This is a genomic window from Gelidibacter gilvus (assembly GCF_004115975.1).
GTDB classification, from domain to species: Bacteria; Bacteroidota; Bacteroidia; order Flavobacteriales; family Flavobacteriaceae; genus Gelidibacter; species Gelidibacter gilvus.
Window position 1 is genome coordinate 144,671 of the sequence record NZ_SDDZ01000003.1, and the last position, 21,597, is coordinate 166,267.

20 protein-coding genes and 5 tRNA genes are annotated in these 21,597 nt (G+C 36.6%); 24 read left to right on the top strand and 1 reads right to left on the bottom strand.

Translation table 11 applies throughout. The features are described from left to right. The first annotated feature begins 20 nt into the window (after positions 1-20). From porK to ESZ48_RS07085, 5 genes are all read left to right on the top strand, one after another. Entirely contained in the window at positions 21-1,391 is a 1,371-nt protein-coding gene (gene porK, locus ESZ48_RS07065; protein WP_190246220.1) for a T9SS ring complex lipoprotein PorK/GldK, read from the top strand. 63 nt (positions 1,392-1,454) lie between these two features. After that, complete coding sequence (gene porL, locus ESZ48_RS07070) at positions 1,455-2,090, top strand: type IX secretion system motor protein PorL/GldL (protein WP_129016639.1); 636 nt, start codon at positions 1,455-1,457, stop codon at positions 2,088-2,090. Between the two features lie 46 nt (positions 2,091-2,136). Beyond that, the gene (gene porM, locus ESZ48_RS07075; protein WP_129016640.1) at positions 2,137-3,675 is read left to right on the top strand and encodes a type IX secretion system motor protein PorM/GldM; all 1,539 of its coding nucleotides are present in this window, start codon (positions 2,137-2,139) and stop codon (positions 3,673-3,675) included. 68 nt (positions 3,676-3,743) lie between these two features. After that, on the top strand, positions 3,744-4,643 hold the full coding sequence (porN, locus tag ESZ48_RS07080) for a type IX secretion system ring subunit PorN/GldN (RefSeq protein WP_129016641.1): 900 nt from the start codon (positions 3,744-3,746) through the stop codon (positions 4,641-4,643). Between the two features lie 172 nt (positions 4,644-4,815). Continuing rightward, a complete protein-coding gene (locus tag ESZ48_RS07085) occupies positions 4,816-5,862 on the top strand; it encodes an NAD(P)/FAD-dependent oxidoreductase (protein WP_129016642.1) in 1,047 nt (348 codons plus the stop codon). 48 nt (positions 5,863-5,910) lie between these two features. Here the strand turns inward: ESZ48_RS07085 and ESZ48_RS07090 are convergent, their stop codons facing one another. After that, positions 5,911-6,303, bottom strand: coding sequence for a DUF983 domain-containing protein (locus tag ESZ48_RS07090; RefSeq protein ID WP_129016643.1), 393 nt, complete (start codon positions 6,301-6,303; stop codon positions 5,911-5,913). A gap of 83 nt (positions 6,304-6,386) precedes the next feature. Between ESZ48_RS07090 and ESZ48_RS07095 the strand changes: the two genes are divergently transcribed. The 19 genes from ESZ48_RS07095 (at position 6,387) to nusG (ending at position 21,533) form a co-directional block, all read left to right on the top strand. After that, on the top strand, positions 6,387-8,294 hold the full coding sequence (locus ESZ48_RS07095) for an ABC-F family ATP-binding cassette domain-containing protein (RefSeq protein ID WP_129016644.1): 1,908 nt from the start codon (positions 6,387-6,389) through the stop codon (positions 8,292-8,294). Between the two features lie 7 nt (positions 8,295-8,301). Next, positions 8,302-8,484 carry a CPXCG motif-containing cysteine-rich protein gene (locus ESZ48_RS07100; protein ID WP_129016645.1) on the top strand — a complete coding sequence of 61 codons (183 nt, stop codon included), beginning with the start codon at positions 8,302-8,304 and terminating at the stop codon, positions 8,482-8,484. Positions 8,485-8,572: 88 nt separating this feature from the next. Beyond that, complete coding sequence (locus ESZ48_RS07105) at positions 8,573-9,847, top strand: DUF2851 family protein (protein WP_129016646.1); 1,275 nt, start codon at positions 8,573-8,575, stop codon at positions 9,845-9,847. Positions 9,848-9,883: 36 nt separating this feature from the next. After that, positions 9,884-10,111 carry a PspC domain-containing protein gene (locus tag ESZ48_RS07110; protein WP_129016647.1) on the top strand — a complete coding sequence of 76 codons (228 nt, stop codon included), beginning with the start codon at positions 9,884-9,886 and terminating at the stop codon, positions 10,109-10,111. A 258-nt stretch (positions 10,112-10,369) separates the two neighbouring features. Further along, entirely contained in the window at positions 10,370-12,442 is a 2,073-nt protein-coding gene (locus tag ESZ48_RS07115) for an amino acid carrier protein (RefSeq protein WP_129016648.1), read from the top strand. Positions 12,443-12,451: 9 nt separating this feature from the next. Next, positions 12,452-13,345, top strand: a complete 894-nt coding sequence (locus ESZ48_RS07120; protein WP_129016649.1) for a ComEA family DNA-binding protein — start codon at positions 12,452-12,454, stop codon at positions 13,343-13,345. A gap of 16 nt (positions 13,346-13,361) precedes the next feature. After that, the gene (locus ESZ48_RS07125; RefSeq protein ID WP_129016650.1) at positions 13,362-14,528 is read left to right on the top strand and encodes an acyl-CoA dehydrogenase family protein; all 1,167 of its coding nucleotides are present in this window, start codon (positions 13,362-13,364) and stop codon (positions 14,526-14,528) included. A 528-nt stretch (positions 14,529-15,056) separates the two neighbouring features. After that, positions 15,057-16,481, top strand: coding sequence for a carboxypeptidase-like regulatory domain-containing protein (locus tag ESZ48_RS07130; protein WP_129016651.1), 1,425 nt, complete (start codon positions 15,057-15,059; stop codon positions 16,479-16,481). A gap of 152 nt (positions 16,482-16,633) precedes the next feature. Then, positions 16,634-16,828, top strand: coding sequence for a 30S ribosomal protein S21 (gene rpsU, locus ESZ48_RS07135; RefSeq protein WP_129016652.1), 195 nt, complete (start codon positions 16,634-16,636; stop codon positions 16,826-16,828). A 94-nt stretch (positions 16,829-16,922) separates the two neighbouring features. After that, entirely contained in the window at positions 16,923-17,834 is a 912-nt protein-coding gene (locus tag ESZ48_RS07140; protein ID WP_129016653.1) for a tyrosine-type recombinase/integrase, read from the top strand. A gap of 68 nt (positions 17,835-17,902) precedes the next feature. Beyond that, positions 17,903-18,205 carry a ribosome hibernation-promoting factor, HPF/YfiA family gene (hpf, locus tag ESZ48_RS07145; protein ID WP_129016654.1) on the top strand — a complete coding sequence of 101 codons (303 nt, stop codon included), beginning with the start codon at positions 17,903-17,905 and terminating at the stop codon, positions 18,203-18,205. 102 nt (positions 18,206-18,307) lie between these two features. Next, positions 18,308-18,384, top strand: a tRNA-Thr gene (locus tag ESZ48_RS07150). A gap of 114 nt (positions 18,385-18,498) precedes the next feature. After that, a tRNA-Tyr gene (locus ESZ48_RS07155) sits at positions 18,499-18,580 on the top strand. Positions 18,581-18,805: 225 nt separating this feature from the next. Beyond that, positions 18,806-18,878, top strand: a tRNA-Gly gene (locus ESZ48_RS07160). Positions 18,879-19,126: 248 nt separating this feature from the next. Beyond that, positions 19,127-19,198 (top strand) — tRNA-Thr (locus tag ESZ48_RS07165). A 65-nt stretch (positions 19,199-19,263) separates the two neighbouring features. Next, the gene (gene tuf, locus ESZ48_RS07170; RefSeq protein ID WP_129016655.1) at positions 19,264-20,451 is read left to right on the top strand and encodes an elongation factor Tu; all 1,188 of its coding nucleotides are present in this window, start codon (positions 19,264-19,266) and stop codon (positions 20,449-20,451) included. 154 nt (positions 20,452-20,605) lie between these two features. After that, positions 20,606-20,678, top strand: a tRNA-Trp gene (locus tag ESZ48_RS07175). Between the two features lie 88 nt (positions 20,679-20,766). Continuing rightward, on the top strand, positions 20,767-20,961 hold the full coding sequence (gene secE / locus ESZ48_RS07180; RefSeq protein ID WP_129016656.1) for a preprotein translocase subunit SecE: 195 nt from the start codon (positions 20,767-20,769) through the stop codon (positions 20,959-20,961). 14 nt (positions 20,962-20,975) lie between these two features. Continuing rightward, positions 20,976-21,533 carry a transcription termination/antitermination protein NusG gene (nusG, locus tag ESZ48_RS07185; protein ID WP_129016657.1) on the top strand — a complete coding sequence of 186 codons (558 nt, stop codon included), beginning with the start codon at positions 20,976-20,978 and terminating at the stop codon, positions 21,531-21,533. Positions 21,534-21,597: the final 64 nt, after the last annotated feature.

The following is a 21,597-nucleotide window of genomic DNA, read 5'->3' on the forward strand; positions in this document are numbered from 1 at the left end:
AACCTCGAGTTTATATGAATATGAAGAAGTTCGCTTTATTAACCGCTGTTTTAGCTCTATTGGCTAGTTGTAATTCTGGAGACAGAGGAGAACTGGTAGGAGTTAAAGGAAAGAAATGGCATCCAGAAAAACCTTATGGAATGGCCCTTGTCCCTGGAGGATCTTTCATTATGGGTAAATCTGATGATGACTTGGCAGGAATCCAAGATGCCCCAACCAAAACTGTTACAGTAAGAGCCTTTTACATGGACGAAACTGAAATCACAAATAGTGAGTACCGTCAGTTTGTTAACTGGGTAAGAGATTCTACCATTAGAACAAAATTGGCGATTATCGCAGATGATTTTGGTCTGACCCCAGGAGATGGAGGTACCGGAGAGTTTGCATTTAAGGATGCAGACCCAGATAACATGACCGTGTATGAAAAGTACATGTACGATAACTATAGTGGTTTAGGCCCTACAGGTTATGAAGGTCGCCCATTGAACAAAAACGTTAAGTTGATTTTTGACACCAACAAGTATCCAGATGAATACTATGCTGAGGTTATGGACACGATGTACTTGCCATTGGAGGAGTCTTACAATGGTCAACGCACTTGGGATGTTAAGAAATTCAAGTTCCAATACACCTATATGGATATCCAAAAGGCTGCTAAGAATAGAAACTTGAAACGTAAGGACGTCTTGATTACAGAAGAGGTTGAAATTTATCCAGACACTACAACGTGGATCAGAGATTTCGCTTATTCATATAATGAACCAATGCACAATGATTATTTCTGGCATGAGGCTTACGGTGCTTACCCTGTTGTTGGTGTTTCATGGAAACAAGCCAATGCGTTTACCAACTGGAGAACATTGTATAAAAATGCGCATCAAAAAAGCAAAGGGAAGCCAAACGTAAACTCATTTAGGTTACCATCTGAAGCTGAGTGGGAATATGCCGCTAGAGGAGGTCTGCAAGGTGCAACATTCCCTTGGGGTGGTCCTTATGCAAAGAACGATAGAGGTTGCTTCTTAGCAAACTTCAAACCGTTGCGTGGTGATTATGCTGCAGATATGGCATTATATACTGTTGAGGCAAAATCTTACGAACCAAATGATTACAACCTTTATAATATGGCTGGAAACGTTTCAGAATGGGTACAGGGATCTTATGACCCAGCGTCTTATGAGTACATGTCCACCATTAACCCTAACGTCAATGATCCAAACAACCAACGTAAAGTTGTAAGAGGTGGCTCTTGGAAAGATGTTGCGTATTTCTTACAAGTAAGTTCCAGGGATTATGAATATGCTGACTCGGCTCGTAGTTATATCGGTTTCAGAACTGTACAGGATTATATGGGTACAGATATTACTGCTAATGCAGCTACCAATCCTAACTAAAAATTTTAACAACCAAAACTAAATTTTAATCTACTTATTTTAACTCAACTAAAAACAAACATTATGGCACAATCAAGAACACGAAAAAGAATTATGGTTATGACTTATGGCTTAGGAGCCGCAATTGTAATCCTTGGTGCACTTTTTAAAATTATGCACTGGCCTTATGGTAACACAATGCTTATCGTAGGTTTAATTACCGAGTCCATTGTATTCGCAGTCTCCGCTTTTGAACCAATTGATGACGACTTAGATTGGTCGTTGGTATATCCTGAATTAGCAGGGGGTCAATCCTTAAACTTAAAGAAAGAGCAACCAAAAGATGCTGAAGGTCTTTTATCTAAGAAATTGGATCAATTACTTAAAGATGCCAAAATTGATGGCGAGTTAATGGCAAGTTTAGGCAACAGTATCAAAAATTTTGAAGGTGCTGCAAAAGGAATCAGTCCAACGGTTGATTCTATGGCTGCTACAAGAAAGTACGGTGAAGAAATGTCATTGGCTGCGGCTCAAATGGAATCTTTGAACAGTCTTTATAAAGTTCAGATGGATTCTGCAAGTCGTCAAGCTGCAATTAACGAAGAAGCTGTGGAAAATGCCACTAAACTAAAAGATCAAATGCAATCTTTAGCCTCTAACCTATCATCATTAAATGGTGTTTATGGTGGAATGCTTTCTGCAATGAACAGAGCTAACTAGGAATTAGTAGAACGAAACCAAATCAACAACTAAAAACTATTTAGAAATGGCAGGAGGAAAATTATCCCCAAGACAAAAAATGATTAACCTTATGTATTTGGTGTTTATCGCAATGATGGCACTTAATATGTCCAAAGAAGTGCTTTCAGCATTTGGGTTAATGAACGAAAGAATCACTGATTCTAATGCATCGGCTGCGGTTCGCAACGCTGCATTTATGGATGGTTTAGCGGCAAAGGCTGAAGAGCAACCAGGTAAATACCAACCAATAAAAGCAAAGGCAGATGCTATTGATAAACTTTCAACAGATTTCTATTCTTATATAGAATCCGTTAAAGCTGGGTTATTGAAATCCGTTAAAGATCCAAAAAATTACGAGGAAATGGATAGAACCGATTTCCTTGATGAGCAATGGTTCAACGGTGATAAAATGACTAAAGCTGGTCAGGAGTTTATAGATAACATCAAAACGTATAGAGAAGGTGTTATTCAGATCTTGGGCGAGGACAATAAGGATATCCAGGATGATATCGCTAAGAAATTCGAAACCAATGACGAAACGACCAATGAGGGAATCAAAAAAGGATGGTTAACTTATCATTTTGAAGGTTTTCCAATGGTAGCGTCTTTAACTAAGCTAACGCAAATGCAGGCCGATGTTAAAACAATAGAGTCTGAAGTGTTATCAAATATGTTGGCAGGTGAGCAAGTAAAGCAATTGTCAATGAAGAACTATTCAGCAATTGTAATTCCTGATAAAACCGCATTCTTTAGTGGTGAGAATTTTAAAGGAAAAGTTGTTTTAGGCCGTTTTGACAATACTCTTAATTTTGAGAAGATTGTTATTAATGGTAGACAATTAGATAATATCGAACAAGGACAAGTGGTGTTAGATTTTCCTGCAGGTGCTGTAGGGGAGCGTGACATTACTGGAACGATGCAATTTAAAGAAGGTAATGATATCGTTGAGATTCCTATTACTAGTAAGTACGCTGTAGTTCCAAAACCAAATTCTGCTACTATTTCAGCAGATAAGATGAATGTGGTGTATAGAGGTGTTGACAACCCAATGACCATTTCATTTGCGGGAGTATCAGATAATAATGTTTCTGCATCAGCTCCAGGTTTAAACAAGCTATCAGGTTCAGGTAAGTATGTTATGAGACCAACTTCAGGGAAAGATGTGACGATCAACGTTACAGGTACACTTCCTGATGGCTCTAAAGTGAGTGATAAATCTACCTTTAGAATCAAGGACATTCCAAAACCTTCTGGTACTATTGCAGGTCAAGCTGATAACGTGAGTTTGCCAAAGAGCAACGTGGAAATCGCAACTGTTAACGCTAAATTATTTGATTTCGATTTCGATTTAGATATCAATGTGACGTCATTCAAGATTAAAGTTCCTGGTCAACCAACGGTTACCGTAAACGGGAATAAAATGAATGATCAAGCAAGAAGTGCATTGCGTAAAGCCTCTAGAGGTGACGGTGTACAGATCTTTGAAATTAAATCTGAGATTAAAGGAAATAGCAGTATTAAATTGCTTCCTGCGTCACCAGTATTTATTGAAATATCAAACTAATATAATTTAGGAACAATTGTCACGTTGGATACATCAAGATATTAATGTCCCAAATAATAATTAAAAAGATGAAATTAAAATATTGTTTATTAACCGTTTTAAGTATGGGGTTGGCAATGAGTTCAGTTGGTCAAACCAATTTGCTCAACGCAAAGACACCCGAAGAAATTGGTGTAAAATCTGAGGCGCAAAAGGCATTGGATAATGACAGACCGCTTGAATACGGTTATGTTGATGATAGGGATATCATGTTTTCAAAAATGACTTGGGAAAAAGTTGTTCTTGATGAGCGCGTCAATTTCCCGTTGTATTATCCAATAGACACCAATAATATTGGCGCCAATAGACGTTCTTTATTTGACGTCTTATGGAAAAACGTAAGAGATGGAAAAATTGAAAACGTTTATGACGATTCCTATTTTACCACAAAACGTCAGCCAAGAGATATTCAATCCATTATGTCAAAAACAGACACTTTGGATATTGGATATACACAGTACAATTCAGAAGGATTTGTATCTCCAGAATATATCATCAAGAGAGATATTCAATCCTATGATATTACTGCTTACCTTATAAAAGGATTATGGTATTTTGATAAACGTCAAGGTGAATTGAAATACAGACTTTTAGGAATCGCTCCTGCTGCAGCCGATGTTAACTTTATTGACTCTGATGATGAGGCAAATAAAGAACCTATTGCATTATTTTGGGTATTTTATCCAGAAGCAAGACAAATCTTGCATGAAGCTAAAGCCTTTAATAACAAAAATAGCGCGATGCCTTTTTCGTTTGACCATTTGCTGAATTCAAGACGTTTTAATGGATATATGTATAAAGAAGAAAACGTTTATGGCGATAGAGAAGTTAGTACATACGTTGCTGACAATGCACTAATGCAGCTCTTGGAGTCTGATCGTATCAAGGATAAGATCAGAGATTTTGAACAAGATATGTGGGCATATTAATAAATGCTCATTAATATACATGAAACGCTCACTTTTTTAAGTGGGCGTTTTTTATTTCGTCCCTTTTTTACGGGCAGTTGGACTAAATGCATGAAAAATGTTTTTGGAATGCATCATAACAGGTTTAAAAATATTTTCTCATAATCACTAAAACTTCTATATTTTTGATACTATGAAAGAAGTCGATTATATCATTGTAGGATGCGGATTGGCAGGCATCTCTTTTTGCGAAGAACTTAGGGCACATGATAAATCATTTGTGGTGTTCGATGATCAATCCCAACAATCTTCAGTAGTCGCTGCGGGTTTATATAACCCGGTTATATTAAAGCGTTTTACCGCAGTATGGAAAGCTAAGGAGCAATTAGAAATGGCCTTCCATTTTTATGAAGATTTGGAAAATTTATTGGGTGTTAAATTAGATTACAAGCTGCCTGTTTATAGACGATTTGCATCAGTTGAAGAACAGAATGATTGGTTCAATGCATCGGATAAATCTGGACTTGAAAATTTTCTCTCCCCAATGGTTATCAAAAATGATAACCCCGCAATAGATGCTCCTTATGGTTTTGGCGAAGTACGTGAAACCGGCCGTATTGATACATCAACTTTATTAAAGCATTACAAGCTCTATTTAAAAACAATCAATAGCTACAGCGATGAAACTTTTGATTATTCTTTATTATCCATTCAGGAGAATAACCTTAGCTATAAAAATGTTAAAGCTAAATTTATTGTGTTTGCTGAGGGATTTGGAATGGTTGGAAATCCGTTTTTTGGAGAGCTCCCACTGAATGTGGCGAAAGGTGAAGTCTTGACCATCAAAGCACCCGATCTAAGAATGGAGTTTATTCTAAAATCTTCAGTGTTTGTGGTTCCTGAATTTGACGATTGTTATTCAGTGGGTGCGACCTACCATTGGGAAGACAAGACCCATGACATCACCGAAGACGCTAAAATCGAATTACTGGACAAATTAAAAAGTTTCATCAATTGTAAGTATGAAGTGGTCAATCAAGTGGCGGGCATTCGACCCACTGTTAAAGATAGAAGGCCTCTTGTTGGTACGCATTCAAAGTACAACAACGTCGCCATCCTGAACGGACTGGGAACGCGTGGTGTGATGATTGGGCCTTATGTAGCGAAACAGTTGTTTTTGCATTTGGAAAACCGAGTGCCTCTGGACGCCGAAGTAGATATCAAGCGTTTTCAATCTTAAAAATCATCAAAAGTTCATTAAGATTGTAGGTAAAAATTCAATATTGAATTATTTTTTAGCTTTTTTAGCTAGGCTCTCATCGTAATTCATGAAGAGATTGATCCATATGTTTCTTGATATACGCATAATAAATGGCATAAAAACAATGAGCGTCACTATAATTGCAATAAATGAAGTGGTTAAAGTTAATCCTAAAATAAGATAACATATTACAAATGCCGCAACTGAAAAAGCCACGCCAACACCGTAGCTAACGTACATGGCACCAAAGAAGAATGATGGTTCCATACGATATCTCGTATTACAGTTACTACATCTTTCACGAATTTTCAAGATGTCCATCAAAGCGAAAGGGCTTGGATTAACGTACATAGATTCTTCATGGCATTTTGGACATTTACCGGTTAAAATACTATATAACTTACTTCCTTTATTTATCATGGTAATTGATTACTTTTGCATTTTCAAATAAAAAACAAAATTAAGGTTTTTAAAACCAATGTTTTGAAACAATCCTACAAATAATGCTCAACGTACACAATCTTTCTATTTCTTTTCAGGGAGAATACCTTTTTGAAGACCTCACCTTTATGCTCGGTGCTGGCGACAGAATCGGTCTCATCGGCAAAAATGGAGCGGGAAAATCGACCATGCTCAAGATCCTTTCTAAAGAAATGGAACCAGACACGGGGCAAATTGCCGCCGACAAAAATTTGAGCTTTGGCTTTTTGAAACAGGATATTGATTTTGTTTTAGGCAGGACCGTACTTGAAGAGGCCTATGAGGCATTCAAGGAAATAAAGGAATTGGAGACTAAGATTGATCATATCAACCATCAATTAGTGGAGCGCACAGATTATGAAAGTGATATTTATCATCAACTGATGGTAGATGTAAGCGATATCCAGCACCAATACGAAATTATCGGAGGGTATAACTATCAAGGAGAAACTGAAAAAATTCTTCAAGGTTTGGGTTTTAAACGTGAGGATTTTAATAAACTTACGGATACTTTCTCGGGTGGATGGCGTATGCGTATTGAACTTGCCAAATTACTACTTCAAAACAATGACATCCTGCTTTTGGATGAGCCTACCAACCACTTGGATATTGAATCGATTATTTGGCTAGAAAGTTTTTTAAAGAATTATGTTGGTGCGGTAGTGATTGTATCGCATGACAAGATGTTCTTGGATAATGTGACCAATCGTACCATTGAAATTTCACTTGGAAGAATTTATGATTATAAAAAACCATACTCTCAATATTTAGTGCTTCGGAATGAACTGAAGACACAGCAATTGGCATCGCAAAAAAATCAGCAAAAACAAATCGAGCAGACTGAAAAACTGATCGAAAAGTTTAGAGCGAAGGCTTCCAAAGCAACCATGGCGCAATCGCTCATTAAAAAATTGGATCGTATGGATCGGATTGAGGTGGATGAAGATGATAATAGCGTGATGACTCTTAATTTTCCCGTATCTGTCATTCCAGGAAAAGTTGTGGTTGAAGCACATCAAATTTCAAAAAAATACGGCGATTTACAAGTACTTAAAAATATTGATCTAAATGTGGAACGCGAAAGCAAGATTGCTTTTGTCGGTCAGAACGGTCAAGGAAAATCCACTTTAGCTAAAATTATAGTTGGAGAATTGAAACATGAAGGCCATTTAAAACTCGGTCATAATGTGCAAATCGGTTATTTTGCCCAAAATCAAGCCGAATATTTGGATGGGAGCAAAACAGTTTTGGACACCATGATTGATGCTGCCAATGAAAAGAACAGGAGCAAAGTGCGTGATATTTTGGGGTCTTTTCTTTTTAGAGGTGAAGAGGCCGAGAAATACGTACGAGTGCTTTCTGGAGGGGAACGGAATCGATTGGCTTTGGCGAAATTATTATTGCAGCCTTTTAATGTGTTGGTAATGGATGAGCCTACCAACCACTTGGATATAAAATCTAAGAATGTATTGAAGGAAGCGTTGAAAAGATTTGAAGGCACTTTGATTTTGGTGTCGCATGATAGAGATTTTCTACAAGGCTTAACAAAAAGTGTGTACGAGTTTAAAGATCAAAAAATTAAGGAGTATTTAGGTGATATTGATTTTTATTTGGACCAGCGGAATGTTGAAAATTTAAGAGAGGTCGAAAAACGCGATGTAGTTAAAGTTGAACCTAAAGAAACCAATAAACAGACCTATGAAGATCAAAAGAAATTAAAATCTTTGAATAATAGGTTAAGCAACGTAGAAGCCAAGATAAGCCAGCACGAAAAGGACATTAAAACGATGGACGCTGCATTAGCCGCTAATTATGATAAAACGGTTGCAGATCCTAAGTTTTTTGAACAATACGAAATGAAAAAGAAAAAGCTTTCAAAGTTAATGGCAGAGTGGGAGTCTGTACACGAAGAGCTTGAGCATATAAATTAGGAGCATTATGGAAGAACATTTTTTTCAATGTCCTCATTGTTGGGAAGATATTTCAATGCTTATTGATTATTCTGTCCCACATCAAAGTTATGTAGAAGACTGTGAAGTCTGCTGCAATCCTATTCAAATAACTGTGTCTATTTCTGAAGGTGAACTTGAAAGTTTCCATGCTGAAAGTATTGAGCAGTAACTCTTTTATCTTATCTCAACTTCTTACTGTTTAAAAATATCCGTTTACCAATGTAAAAGCGATTCGTAATTGTCTTATTTTTAGGGATATGCAAGAGACTTTCCTACATTACGTGTGGCAATTTAAGAAATTTGACACCTCCAACTTAAAAACAACGGCGGGTGAAGCTATTGCTTTGCATAACAATGGACATCCAAATTTAAATAGCGGTCCGGATTTTTTTAATGCTCAACTTGAAATAGATGGACAATTATGGGCTGGAAACGTTGAAATCCACATAAAGTCGAGTGATTGGTACGTCCATAACCATGAAGTGGATTGTGCGTATGACAATGTCATTCTGCATGTTGTGTATGAACATGACACGGATATCTTCAGAAAGGACAATTCCATAATTCCTACCTTACAATTAAAGCATTTAATCCACGCCAATGTATTCAAGATTTATCAAAGACTGTTGATGTCACCTCACAAATGGATCAATTGCGAAATGGACTTTGCTGAAGTTGATGATTTTGTGATCTCCAATTGGTTAGAACGCTTGTATATTGAACGGCTTGAGAGAAAATCAAGTACCATTGAAGTCTTGTTAGAGTCATCAAAAAATGATTGGGAAGGGATTTTATTTAAACTTTTGGCTAAAAACTTCGGATTAAAAGTGAACGGGGATGCGTTTTTCAGTATGGCTAATTCTTTCGATTTTTCAGTGGTCAGAAAAATGCAATCACAACCACTTCAATTGGAAGCTTTGTTTTTTGGTCAATCAGGATTATTGGATGCACCTATCGAAAATGGATATTTTCAAAACCTATCTAAAGAATACCAATTTATAAGGCAGAAATTTAATTTGTCAAACGATGAAGTCATTCCACTTCAGTTTTTTAGATTACGGCCACCAAATTTTCCTACCATAAGATTGTCGCAATTGGCAATGCTTTATCACGAGCATGCTAATTTGTTTACAAAATTAATGGCTGCAGATACTATCGAAGATTTGTATGATTTGTTTGAAGTTGGCACTTCTGAGTTTTGGAAAACCCATTTCACTTTTGAAAAATCATCTCGAGATTCAAATAAATCGTTGACCAAAAGCTTCATTGATTTGTTGTTGATCAATACCGTCCTTCCGTTAAGGTTTTGTTATTTGCAACATCAAGGTAAACCAGCCTCGGAATCTTGTCTTTTGATGGCGCAAAAAATTGCTTCTGAACAAAATGCCATCATCAAAGCTTTCAACACGCTAAAGCCTATTTCAGATTCTGCTTTGACATCTCAGGCCCTGATTCAGCTTAAAACAGAATATTGTGACAAGAATAGATGCATGGCTTGTGCTATTGGAAATTCGCTTTTAGCGAGACAGTAACTGGTTTTATTTAATAAATAATGAGTATTTTGCAATATGAATATATTTTATAGATCCTTATTGTATTTTCAAAAACGGGGTTACTACGTATGTCAGCGTATTGCAGACCGATTGGGGATTAGAGCCAAAGTAGTCAGGACATCATTTATGTACCTCACCTTCGTAACGCTTGGTTTTGGATTTGCCTTGTATTTGTTTATTGCATTCTGGATGCGTATCAAAGATTTAATCTACACAAAGCGTTCCTCTGTCTTTGACTTATAATATGAGTTATAGGTTTTCTCATAACCATCTATACATCGATATAATTTCATGCTACCGTTAGTTTGATGCACAAATTTAATTCCTATTATATATCGTAACCGCCTAATTATAAAACCGCTAAATTTAAATATCCATTTTAATTTTTAACATCGATTGTTCTGTTTTTCATTTTAACAACCAAATCTTTAAAAAATCATTTTTTTTTAGCATCTTGTGGTGTTTTTTAACCAATTATTAATAACTAACTAAAATCCACCTATGAAGAAGTATCTTCTTTCCCTATTTAGTACATTATTACCAATTTTAATTTTCGCTCAAGATTTTGATATTAAAGGAGAAGCATTTAATCCTTCAGACAAAATAAATGACGGGGTTATTAAAATCACCGCATCAGGTGGTGTCCCACCATACACTTACAGATGGAGCAATCAAAGTACACCTTTAAGTTCCAGTGAGGCTGTCGGTTTGACTGAGGGAGTGCCGTATACCGAGATCATTACGGATGCGGTTGGAGATACAAAAACCGTGGTACATACGGTAAAAACCCAAGCAATTACAGAAGTATTTAATGGAACAATGACCCCTGCAGTGGCCGCTTTAGGCGCTATTTTATTTTGGGATCCATTTGCGACAATAGGAGTATATGATCCTGTTGTATATGCTGATGTTAAACAAATAGGTGTTCCAGATTGGACAAATGAGATAGAGAACAAATATATCCTTAAGGAATGGCTTCAGCCAGAAGGTGCTCGAGTGACCAAAGATGATCCCGTTGCAATTATAACAGACAATCAGGGAAAGGAGATTACCATACTCGCATCCGCTCGGGGTGAACTGAAACATCTTACTGCTGCAGGGGAAACCATTTATAATTCTGAAAATAAAAAACATATCATTGAGCAAGGCGCTCACTTTTTTGGTCAAATTGTATATGACAAACCGTTGGTTTTAACGCATCCAAACGGCGATCCATTGACAAAACCGATCCCATTCATTGTGATATGGTTGGTTTTGGGAGCTTTGTTTTTTACTTTGAGAATGGGCTTTATAAATTTCAGGGGCTTTAGACACGCCATTGATTTAGCTCGTGGAAAATATGATGATCCTGATGCACCTGGTCAAGTAACTCATTTCCAAGCCTTGGCTACAGCAGTTTCTGGCACCGTTGGCTTGGGGAATATTGCAGGCGTTGCGGTAGCAATTTCATTAGGTGGTGCAGGAGCAACATTTTGGATGATTGTTTGCGGAATTTTGGGGATGTCCACAAAATTTGTAGAATGTACTTTAGGTGTAAAATATAGAGATATTTTACCAGATGGCCGTGTGTTTGGTGGTCCCATGAATTATTTGCGCTATGGACTTGAAAAAAGACAAATGAAAGGTTTGGGTAAAGTTCTGGCCGGCTTATTTGCAGTCTTAGCTGTTGGTGCCTCTTTTGGAGGTGGAAATATGTTTCAGGCCAACCAATCTTTTGAACAGTTAGCTGGTCAATTTCCAGTGTTGGTAGGTCACGGATTTTGGTTTGGAATCGTTACAGCGGTATTGGTTGGGGTAGTTATTATAGGTGGTATCAGTAGTATTGCTAAAGTTACAGGAAAGGTAGTGCCAATAATGGCTTCCATATATATTGTTGCAGCATTGGCAGTGATTATCATGAACATCCAAAACGTAGGGCCTGCATTCGCTGCCATCTATGATGGTGCATTTAGCCCTTCGGCTTTAAAAGGTGGTGTCATAGGTGTTTTGGTGATTGGTTTCCAACGTGCAGCATTCTCAAATGAGGCTGGTGTAGGTTCTGCAGCGATTGCACATAGTACCGCAAAAACAAATAATCCTCCATCAGAAGGTTTTGTGGCTTTATTGGAGCCATTTATTGACACGGTTGTAGTTTGTACATTAACGGCATTGGTATTGATTTTTACAGGAATGCACGAGGTAGAAGGAATGGCAGGTGCACAATTAACGTCAGATGCTTTTGGTAGTCAAATCTCTTGGTTCCCTTATGTATTGGCATTGGCTGTTTTCTTATTTGCATTCTCAACCATGATTTCTTGGTCTTATTACGGGATGAGAGCTTGGACATACTTATTTGGAAAAAGCAAAAAAATTGAGTTCATCTATAAAATGTTATTCTTGGTTTTTGTGGTGATAGGTGCTTCAGTCAGTTTAGGTGCTGTTCTGGATTTCTCTGATATGATGATTCTTGCGATGTCTTTCCCTAATATAATCGGATTGTACATTATGTCAAAAGAGGTCAAAATTGACCTGGATTCTTACGTTAAAAAACTAAAGGCTAATCTACTTTATAAAAAGCAGGAGCCTCATAAATAAAAAAACATCATGGCATATAAATCCCATTTCAAGTTTTCTAACAGTCAACGGAATGGGATTTTTTTATTGGCTATTCTCATCGTTGTTTTTCAATGCATTTATGCCTTTGTAGATTTTTCTTCGGAAAGCGCACAGCCAGATACAAAAACGTTGGATAGATTCAGACAACAAGTTGATTCACTAAAAAGAGTAGAGATAGATAAGAACAAACCAAAAGTATTTCCATTCAATCCAAATTACATCACAGATTTCAAAGGCTACACTCTTGGAATGTCCACAGTGGAAATAGACCGATTATTGGAATTCAGAAAAAAAGACCAATGGATCAATTCTGCCAAACAATTTCAGGAGGTAACCAAAGTTTCAGATTCTTTGCTGGATGCACTTTCGCAATTATTTCAATTTCCCGAATGGGTTACGGATCCAAAACCCAAAGCTAATTGGGTGGATTACTCCAAACATCCAAATCAAAAAGGATATGGTTCAAAAACTTATGAGCAAAAAATCGATTTGAATAAAGCTTCAGCCCAAGAATTGCAAAAAGTGAACGGCGTTGGCGAAAAGCTATCGGGAAATATTGTCAAATATCGAAATAAGTTTAAGGGTGGTTTCATCTCAGAAATCCAACTTCAGGATATTTACGGATTGACGCCAGAAGTGATAGAGCGTATCACTAATGATTTTGCAGTAAAAACACCCAGATTGGTGGAGAAGATAAGTCTCAACAGCGCTACAAAAGACCAGTTGGTCACTATTCAGCATATTGATTATGAGATTGCGCATTATATTATTGAGCAAAGAACTCTTCGAGATGGCTTCAATTCTTTCGATGAGCTATTAAAAGTTAAAAAGTTTCCAATCCAAAAATTCGAGATAATTAAGTTATATTTGACCCTGAATTAATTGAAAAATATAATATATGAACAGCATGTACTTCACAGAAGAACATCAACTTTTTAGACAAAGTTTACAGGATTTTTTAAAGAAAGAAGTCGTTCCCCATATTGATAAATGGGAAAAAACAGGAACCATTGAACGCTTTATATGGAAAAAATTTGGCGACATGGGCTTTTTCGGTATTAATTATCCTGAAGCTTATGGCGGAATGGATCTCGATTTATTTTATACCGTTATTTTTCTTGAAGAATTACAGAAAATTAATTCTGGTGGCTTTGCAGCTGCCATGTGGGCACACGCTTATCTTGCCATGACGCATCTCAACAAAGAAGGCAGTCATGAAATAAAAGAAAAATATTTAGCGCCAAGTATTACAGGAGATAAAATTGGCTGTCTGTGTATTACTGAACCTTTTGGTGGAAGTGATGTTGCAGGTATGCGTACCACTGCTGAAAAGAAAGGCGATACCTATGTGATTAATGGTTCTAAAACCTTCATTACAAATGGTATCTATAGCGATTATTTAGTTGTCGCTGCCAAAACTGATCCTGAGGCGGGGCATAACGGCATGAGTATTTTTGTTATGGATAGAGATACTCCCGGAATCTCAGCAACCAAACTTGATAAATTAGGTTGGAGAGCGTCAGACACTGGAGAGATTGCTTTTGATAATGTCATCATTCCTGCCGATCAACTTATGGGAGAAGAGGGCAAAGGATTTCCATACATCATGCAACATTTCGCTTTAGAAAGGTTGATTATGGGTATCAACTCTCACGCTAGGGCAGAATTTGCCCTTGAGTACGCCATTCAATATATGTCTGAGCGCACCGCTTTTGGTAAAACGATAGATAAATTTCAAGCTTTACGCCATAAGGTCGCTGATTTTTATACCGACATGGAAATATGTAAAGAATTTAATTATTCTGTAGCCTATCGTTTGAACAAAGGAGAATATGTGGTCAAAGAAGCCACCATGTCCAAATTACATTCCACTAAAATGGCCGATGAGGTTATTTATGGCTGTCTCCAGTTTTTAGGTGGATATGGATATATGGAAGATTATCCAATGGCACGTTTGCTACGGGATAGTAGATTAGGTCCCATCGGAGGAGGTACTTCTGAGATTTTGAGAGAAATCATCGCCAAAATGGTGATCGATAAGAAGGATTATAAACCAGCGACGTAAGTATTTTGATCATCATTTTGGCGAAAATTCATTCCAATGGCGCTAAAATGGTGATCGATAAGAAGGATTATAAACCAGCGACGTAAGTATTTTGATCATCATTTTGGCGAAAATTCATTCCAATGGCGCTAAAATGGTGATTGATAAGAAGGATTATAAACCAGCGACGTAAGTATTTTGATCATCATTTTGGCGAAAATTCACCCCAATTATGCCAAAATGGTGATTGATAAAAAGGATTATAAACCAGCGACGTAAGTATTTTGATCATCATTTTGGCGAAAATTCATTCCAATGGCGCTAAAATGGTAATTGATAAAAATGCTATAAACTGGCAACGTAAGTATTTTGATCACCATTTTGGTGAGAATTTGACCCAATTGTACTAAATTGGTGATTGTTAACAAACTTTTAAAAACCTGTGATCTAATAAATTTGCTCATTGTTTTAGCTAAAAACCCCAAATTGGCTTTAATCATGATTTAAAAATAGTGTAAATCTGATATCTAACTAATCTACATCCTGAACATGAAAGTCAATTATTTCAAATACCTACTGACGTTATCAATTTGCTTTTTTTCTTTTTCAGTCTTTTCTCAAAAGGAAGTCAAAAATAAAATTTCTGATTTTGGCACCTTGATGCCCATCGAGAGTGCCAGCATTTATGTCCAAAACACAACCATCGGAACCGTAAGTAATGCCGATGGAAAATTTGTGTTGTTAGTTCCTAATCAATTCGAAAACGACACTTTAGTTATTTCGTCCATCGGATATAAAAGTTTCAAAACTCCCGTAAATGAGTTTGATAATACTCAAGAAATTTACTTGGAAGAGGATATAGCTTCTTTAGACGAAATAGTATTAATAGCAGAAAACAGACCAAAAACGGCGAATGATATCGTACTGAAGGCTCTTGAAAGATTGCCAGTAAATATGCCTGAAACGCCTTATCTTCAAAAAGGGTTTTTACGTCATAAAGAACGTAACCGACGAGAATTTAAATGGCTCATTGAAAGTGCGATTACTGTTTATGACTCCAGTTATATGTCATCTGCGGCATCCAATCTTAAGATAAATGTAGATCAAGTAAGAAAAAGTTATGATTTACGTGATGTAGACAGCTTGCTCACCTACACGGCATATCTTAAAGAAAAAGCCAATAGAGGAAACCTCATGGCAAGAAATTTAAGAAGGGATACTATAAAAACTTCTAATTTGGTAAAAGCAATTAAATGGAACGATACCAGAATCAATGGGCTTCAAAATCTTTTTGAAAGCAAATTGAATATTTTAAGAAACGCTAATAACAATCGTGCTTTGTTTGGAGAAGATGTTTTGGACAGACACCAATTTAGGTTAGATACCATTTTAGTTGATGATGATAGAAAGATTTATAAAATTGAGATTTCAGAAAGTCATAAGTATGTAAATCTTGAAACCAAAGGGATTTATAATGATGGTTATCACGCGAAAGGTTGGCTGTATATTTATTATGACAATTATGCTATCAAAAAATTGGAGTACGAATTAATTGCTGCGTCAGATGCTCAAAAGAGCAGAAGTAAAACGCTTTTCGATACGAAAATCAACCATAAGTTAATAATGACCTTTAGGGAATATCAGGATAAGATGTATCCTAACTATCTGTATTATGAAACTCCAAAATTGGTGAATGTTGGTTATAAGCCAACCAAGCCAGGGGAAGTGAATGCTCCGGATGCCAATACTGACGAGCGCTTTTACTATACGGTCCAGGAATTGTTGTTCACTGAGATCATTCTTGATCCAGAACAAATTGAAATGGCTCTTAGACAACCTTGGGACCCGGATATTTTCGCCGTAAAGCCTTATAATAAGGACTTCTGGAGAAACTATAATACCTTGTTGGAAAGTGAGGAAGATGAAAAGTTGATTCAGGATCTTACCAAGCGATCTTCTTTATATAAGGACTAACTTAAAAATGTAAGTACTTTTTTCACTTTGGTTTAGTGGTTTTAGAGCTGTTAAATTTCCAATTAATTATTTTTATAATTTTAATTGTAAATTATAATATACTTTTTATATTTGCAGCCTGAAAATTCTAAAAGAGAGGAGGTCAAGACACTATGTTAATAATACCAATTAAAGAAGGAGAAAATATAGATAGAGCGTTAAAGCGTTACAAACGTAAGTTTGATAAAACTGGCACGAAACGTCAATTACAGTTGCGCAAGCAGTTTGACAAGCCTTCTGTTCTAAATAGAGCTTCGTTTCAAAAAGCACAATACATTCAAGGTTTAAGAGATCGAGAAAACGTATAATTGTAATTTTGAAATCAAATAAAAAGAGATTCCTGCAACCGCAGGAATTTTTTTTGTCCTATATTTAATGAACCAAATCTAAATGTGCTCATTAATGTCAGAAGTGAAATCACAATTCTTGTTTTTTACGGAATACCTCCTTCACGAAAAAAAATATTCAAAATTGACCGTGAAGGCTTATCTCACGGATCTTGAGAGTTTTTCAGTATTCGTCAATGATGACTATGACTCTAAAACCATTCAAAACGTCAATTACTCGCAAATAAGAAGTTGGATTGTTTCTCTTGTAGAACAAGAAATCTCCAATAGAAGTATAAATCGAAAGGTGTCATCCCTCAATTCTTATTTTAAATTTCTGATGAAAACAGAAACAATTAAAGCGAACCCTTTATCCAAACACAAAGCTTTAAAAACCACTAAGAAGGTACAGATACCATTTTCACAAAAGGAAATGGAGGAGGTTATCCAAATTCTAGAATTGGAAACTGACTTTGAGGGATTGAGAAATCGGCTTATCGTAGAGCTTTTTTATGCTACAGGGATTAGGCGCATAGAACTCATTCAAATCAAACTAAAAGACTTGGATTTATCCAATAGAACGTTAAAGGTTCTGGGCAAGAGAAATAAAGAGCGTTTTGTTCCGCTAATTGATAGTGTAGTGACCACTGCAAATAATTATTTGCAGCTAAGAAATGAATTAGAAATAATTGAAGACAGTGAATATTTGTTTTTAACTAAAAAAGGGTTAAAAATATATGAAACACTTGTTTACAGAGTTATTAATGAGTATTTTAGTATGGCTTCTAGCAAAGTGAAAAAGAGTCCGCATATATTGAGGCACTCATTTGCAACTCACTTACTTAACCAAGGAGCTGATTTAAATGCCGTTAAAGAATTGTTAGGGCATTCCAGCCTAGCGGCGACCCAAGTTTATACACATAATAGTATAGCTGAATTAAAAAAAGTGTATGCCAATGCGCATCCGAGAAGTAAAAATAATAACTAGTGTCTAACCAAATGAAAGCATAGAACTTTAATGGTTTTATGCTCTTAATTTATTAAAAAATCGAACAGATGAAAGTAAACACGCAATCAGTTAACTTTACAGCAGACAAGAAGTTGATCGACTTCATTCAAAAAAGAATGGATAAGTTAGATTTGTTTTATGATAAAGTCATCCAATCAGATGTCTATCTTAAAGTCGAAAACACAAGTGATAAGGAAAATAAAATATTTGAAGCCAGAGTGAGCGTTCCAGGAGATAGCTTTGTGGTGAAAAAACAATGTAAAACATTTGAAGAAGGGGTGGATATGGCAGTTTCTTCCCTTGAAAGACAGCTAAAAAGGCGAAAAGAGAAATTAAGATCACATATTTGATAAAAATTTCTCTTAAAATGTTTTGAATAAAAAAATAAATCTCTACATTTGCAGTCCGTTAGAAATAGCGGGCTTTTTTAATGAAGCAAAAGTTCATAAAAAGCCGATGTAGCTCAGCTGGCTAGAGCAGCTGATTTGTAATCAGCAGGTCGTGGGTTCGAGTCCCTCTATCGGCTCCAAATTCCTGCGAAGGCAGGAATCTCAAAGTAATTGGATTTTGAGAAATTGTTCTTTAAAAGATTGAAAGTAAGATTTAAGATTGGGATTTTAAAAATTCGAGTTTTAAATTGTTTGGGGAGATACTCAAGCGGCCAACGAGGGCAGACTGTAAATCTGCTGACTACGTCTTCGCAGGTTCGAATCCTGCTCTCCCCACAAAACTTTTAAATAAGCTACCGTCAAAAGCTTGCTTTTGTAAAGTAGTGTTTTGAAAGTTTTAGTAAAGGATCACCTTTACGGATCACCGACCGAAGGGAGGTAATCCACAAAACATTCCTGCGAAGGCAGGGATCTCAAACTGAAGTTTAAATAGCTAAAGTTTGAAAACGTTCATTGAATATTGGAATTTGGAAATTCTCGTTTAGGGTTTCCATAAAAATTGCGGGAGTAGCTCAGTTGGTAGAGCGTCAGCCTTCCAAGCTGAATGTCGCCGGTTCGAACCCGGTCTCCCGCTCAAAGAGTGAGTGTCGTCACGCCGAAAAGCGTGATCACCCACTTAAAGAGTGAGTGTCGTCACATCTAAAAATGTGATGTCTCGCTCAAAAGAGTGAAATGTTGTCACGTCGCAATGCGTGACCGGCCCTCTCAAAGAGTGAATCTGATGTTTTAGGATATAGGATTTACAATTCTGGATAAGTTTCAAGTTTCTTGTTACAACTTTTTGAACTTGAAATCAGGAACCTGAAACCACCAAACTCAAACGCCGGTGTAGCTCAGGGGTAGAGCGCTTCCTTGGTAAGGAAGAGGTCACGAGTTCAATTCTCGTCATTGGCTCTTTTTAAATAAGCAAAATTAAATTTTTGAACACTAATATAAATTAAGATTAAAATAAATTAAACATGGCAAAGGCAACTTTCGATCGTTCAAAACCACACCTTAATATAGGTACTATTGGACACGTGGATCACGGTAAAACAACTACGACTGCAGCTATTACTAAAGTATTAGCTGATGCAGGTTTTTCAGAAGCAAGATCATTTGATCAAATTGATAACGCTCCAGAAGAAAAAGAAAGAGGTATTACAATTAATACATCACACGTAGAATATGCAACAGCAAATCGTCATTACGCTCACGTTGACTGTCCAGGTCACGCGGATTACGTAAAGAACATGGTTACTGGTGCTGCTCAAATGGACGGCGCTATCCTTGTGGTTGCTGCAACAGATGGTCCAATGCCACAAACACGTGAACATATCCTTTTAGGTCGCCAGGTTGGTATTCCTAGAATGGTTGTATTTATGAATAAAGTAGATTTAGTAGACGATCCAGAATTATTGGAATTAGTTGAAATGGAAATCCGTGAGTTGTTATCATTCTATCAGTATGATGGTGATAATGGTCCGGTTATTCAAGGTTCAGCTTTAGGCGCACTTAACGGTGAGCAAGAATGGGTTGATAAATTATTGGAATTGATGGCAGCTGTTGACGAATGGATCGAAGAGCCATTGAGAGAAGTTGATAAACCTTTCTTAATGCCTATTGAAGATGTATTCTCTATTACTGGTCGTGGAACTGTTGCTACAGGTCGTATCGAAACTGGTATTGCTAAAACTGGAGATCCAGTTGAAATCATCGGTATGGGTGCAGAGAAATTAACTTCTACTGTAACTGGTATTGAAATGTTCCGTCAAATCCTTGATAGAGGTGAAGCTGGAGATAACGCAGGTATCTTATTGAGAGGTATTGAGAAATCTCAAATCTCAAGAGGTATGGTTATTGTTAAGCCAGGTTCTGTTAAGCCACACGCTAAGTTTAAAGCTGAGGTTTATATCTTGAAAAAAGAAGAAGGTGGTCGTCATACGCCATTCCATAATAACTACCGTCCTCAGTTCTACGTACGTACAACTGACGTAACTGGAACGATCACGTTGCCAGAAGGTGTTGAGATGGTAATGCCTGGAGATAACCTTACCATTCATGTGGAATTGATCCAATCAATTGCAATGACTGTAGGTTTACGTTTCGCGATTCGTGAAGGTGGACGTACTGTAGGTGCAGGTCAGGTAACTGAAATTTTAGACTAATTATAATTTAAATATTCATTAAGGCGTCTTGATTTTTCAGGATGCCTTGATTTATATTTATCTGTCACGCTTAAAACGTGAGCTCAATATTTGAGCTGATTAGTGGAAATTATAAAAGAGAAAACGATGTTCATCATAATTTTCTTTTTATAATACGGGTTTAGCTCAGTTGGTAGAGCACTGGTCTCCAAAACCAGGTGTCGTGAGTTCGAGTCTCCCAACCCGTGCAGAGCAATTTAAAGCATTTAATTTGAAATGGTTTAGATGAAGTTAATAGAGAATTGAAGCTCTCATTTTAAATTAAACACAACTGTAATGGCAGGATTTGTAAATTATATTTCAGAATCATTTGGTGAATTAAAGAACAATGTAACTTGGCCAACAATGGCTGAAGCGCAGCGCTTAACCATAGTAGTAGCTGTTTTCTCTATCATATTTGCTTTGGCAATTTGGGGGGTTGATACAGTTTTTAGTGGAGTTATCGAAGCTTATTTCGACTGGATCAAGTAAAATACAAATAAAGAATGTCTGAAACTAGTGGAAATAAAAAGTGGTATGTTGTAAGGGCTGTAAGTGGTCAAGAAAACAAAATCAAAACCTATATAGATAACGAAATCGCCCGTTTGGGTCTTGGAGATTATGTAGATCAAGTTTTGGTGCCTACTGAAAAAGTAATACAAATACGTAACGGGAAAAAAATTAGCAAAGAGAAAGTTTATTTTCCTGGTTATATCATGATTCAAGCCAATCTAACTGGTGAGATTCCTCACATTATTAAATCGATTACTAACGTAATTGGATTTTTAGGGGAGACAAAAGGAGGTGATCCTGTGCCGTTAAGACAATCTGAAGTAAACAGAATGTTAGGTAAAGTGGATGAGCTTACCGTTGATGCAGATGCTAACGCAGCTATTCCTTTCACCATTGGAGAAACCGTCAAAGTAATTGATGGTCCTTTTAATGGATTTGATGGAACTATCGAAAAAATAAATGAAGAAAAGCGCAAACTTGAAGTGATGGTGAAAATTTTCGGAAGAAAAACACCATTGGAATTAAGTTATATGCAAGTTGAAAAAGTTTAATAATTGTTACAAATAGATCGTATGTCTTTTGGCTTCCAATGAAAAGATGTGCACTAAAAATTAA

Excerpts from the sequence above, each read along its gene's own strand:
- porK (WP_190246220.1), top strand. The coding sequence starts at position 21 with ATGAAGAAGTTCGCTTTATTAACCGCTGTTTTAGCTCTATTGGCTAGT.
- porL (WP_129016639.1), top strand. The coding sequence starts at position 1,455 with ATGGCACAATCAAGAACACGAAAAAGAATTATGGTTATGACTTATGGC.
- porM (WP_129016640.1), top strand. The coding sequence starts at position 2,137 with ATGGCAGGAGGAAAATTATCCCCAAGACAAAAAATGATTAACCTTATG.
- porN (WP_129016641.1), top strand. The coding sequence starts at position 3,744 with ATGAAATTAAAATATTGTTTATTAACCGTTTTAAGTATGGGGTTGGCA.
- ESZ48_RS07085 (WP_129016642.1), top strand. The coding sequence starts at position 4,816 with ATGAAAGAAGTCGATTATATCATTGTAGGATGCGGATTGGCAGGCATC.
- ESZ48_RS07090 (WP_129016643.1), bottom strand. The coding sequence starts at position 6,303 with ATGATAAATAAAGGAAGTAAGTTATATAGTATTTTAACCGGTAAATGT.
- ESZ48_RS07095 (WP_129016644.1), top strand. The coding sequence starts at position 6,387 with ATGCTCAACGTACACAATCTTTCTATTTCTTTTCAGGGAGAATACCTT.
- ESZ48_RS07100 (WP_129016645.1), top strand. The coding sequence starts at position 8,302 with ATGGAAGAACATTTTTTTCAATGTCCTCATTGTTGGGAAGATATTTCA.
- ESZ48_RS07105 (WP_129016646.1), top strand. The coding sequence starts at position 8,573 with ATGCAAGAGACTTTCCTACATTACGTGTGGCAATTTAAGAAATTTGAC.
- ESZ48_RS07110 (WP_129016647.1), top strand. The coding sequence starts at position 9,884 with ATGAATATATTTTATAGATCCTTATTGTATTTTCAAAAACGGGGTTAC.
- ESZ48_RS07115 (WP_129016648.1), top strand. The coding sequence starts at position 10,370 with ATGAAGAAGTATCTTCTTTCCCTATTTAGTACATTATTACCAATTTTA.
- ESZ48_RS07120 (WP_129016649.1), top strand. The coding sequence starts at position 12,452 with ATGGCATATAAATCCCATTTCAAGTTTTCTAACAGTCAACGGAATGGG.
- ESZ48_RS07125 (WP_129016650.1), top strand. The coding sequence starts at position 13,362 with ATGAACAGCATGTACTTCACAGAAGAACATCAACTTTTTAGACAAAGT.
- ESZ48_RS07130 (WP_129016651.1), top strand. The coding sequence starts at position 15,057 with ATGAAAGTCAATTATTTCAAATACCTACTGACGTTATCAATTTGCTTT.
- rpsU (WP_129016652.1), top strand. The coding sequence starts at position 16,634 with ATGTTAATAATACCAATTAAAGAAGGAGAAAATATAGATAGAGCGTTA.
- ESZ48_RS07140 (WP_129016653.1), top strand. The coding sequence starts at position 16,923 with ATGTCAGAAGTGAAATCACAATTCTTGTTTTTTACGGAATACCTCCTT.
- hpf (WP_129016654.1), top strand. The coding sequence starts at position 17,903 with ATGAAAGTAAACACGCAATCAGTTAACTTTACAGCAGACAAGAAGTTG.
- tuf (WP_129016655.1), top strand. The coding sequence starts at position 19,264 with ATGGCAAAGGCAACTTTCGATCGTTCAAAACCACACCTTAATATAGGT.
- secE (WP_129016656.1), top strand. The coding sequence starts at position 20,767 with ATGGCAGGATTTGTAAATTATATTTCAGAATCATTTGGTGAATTAAAG.
- nusG (WP_129016657.1), top strand. The coding sequence starts at position 20,976 with ATGTCTGAAACTAGTGGAAATAAAAAGTGGTATGTTGTAAGGGCTGTA.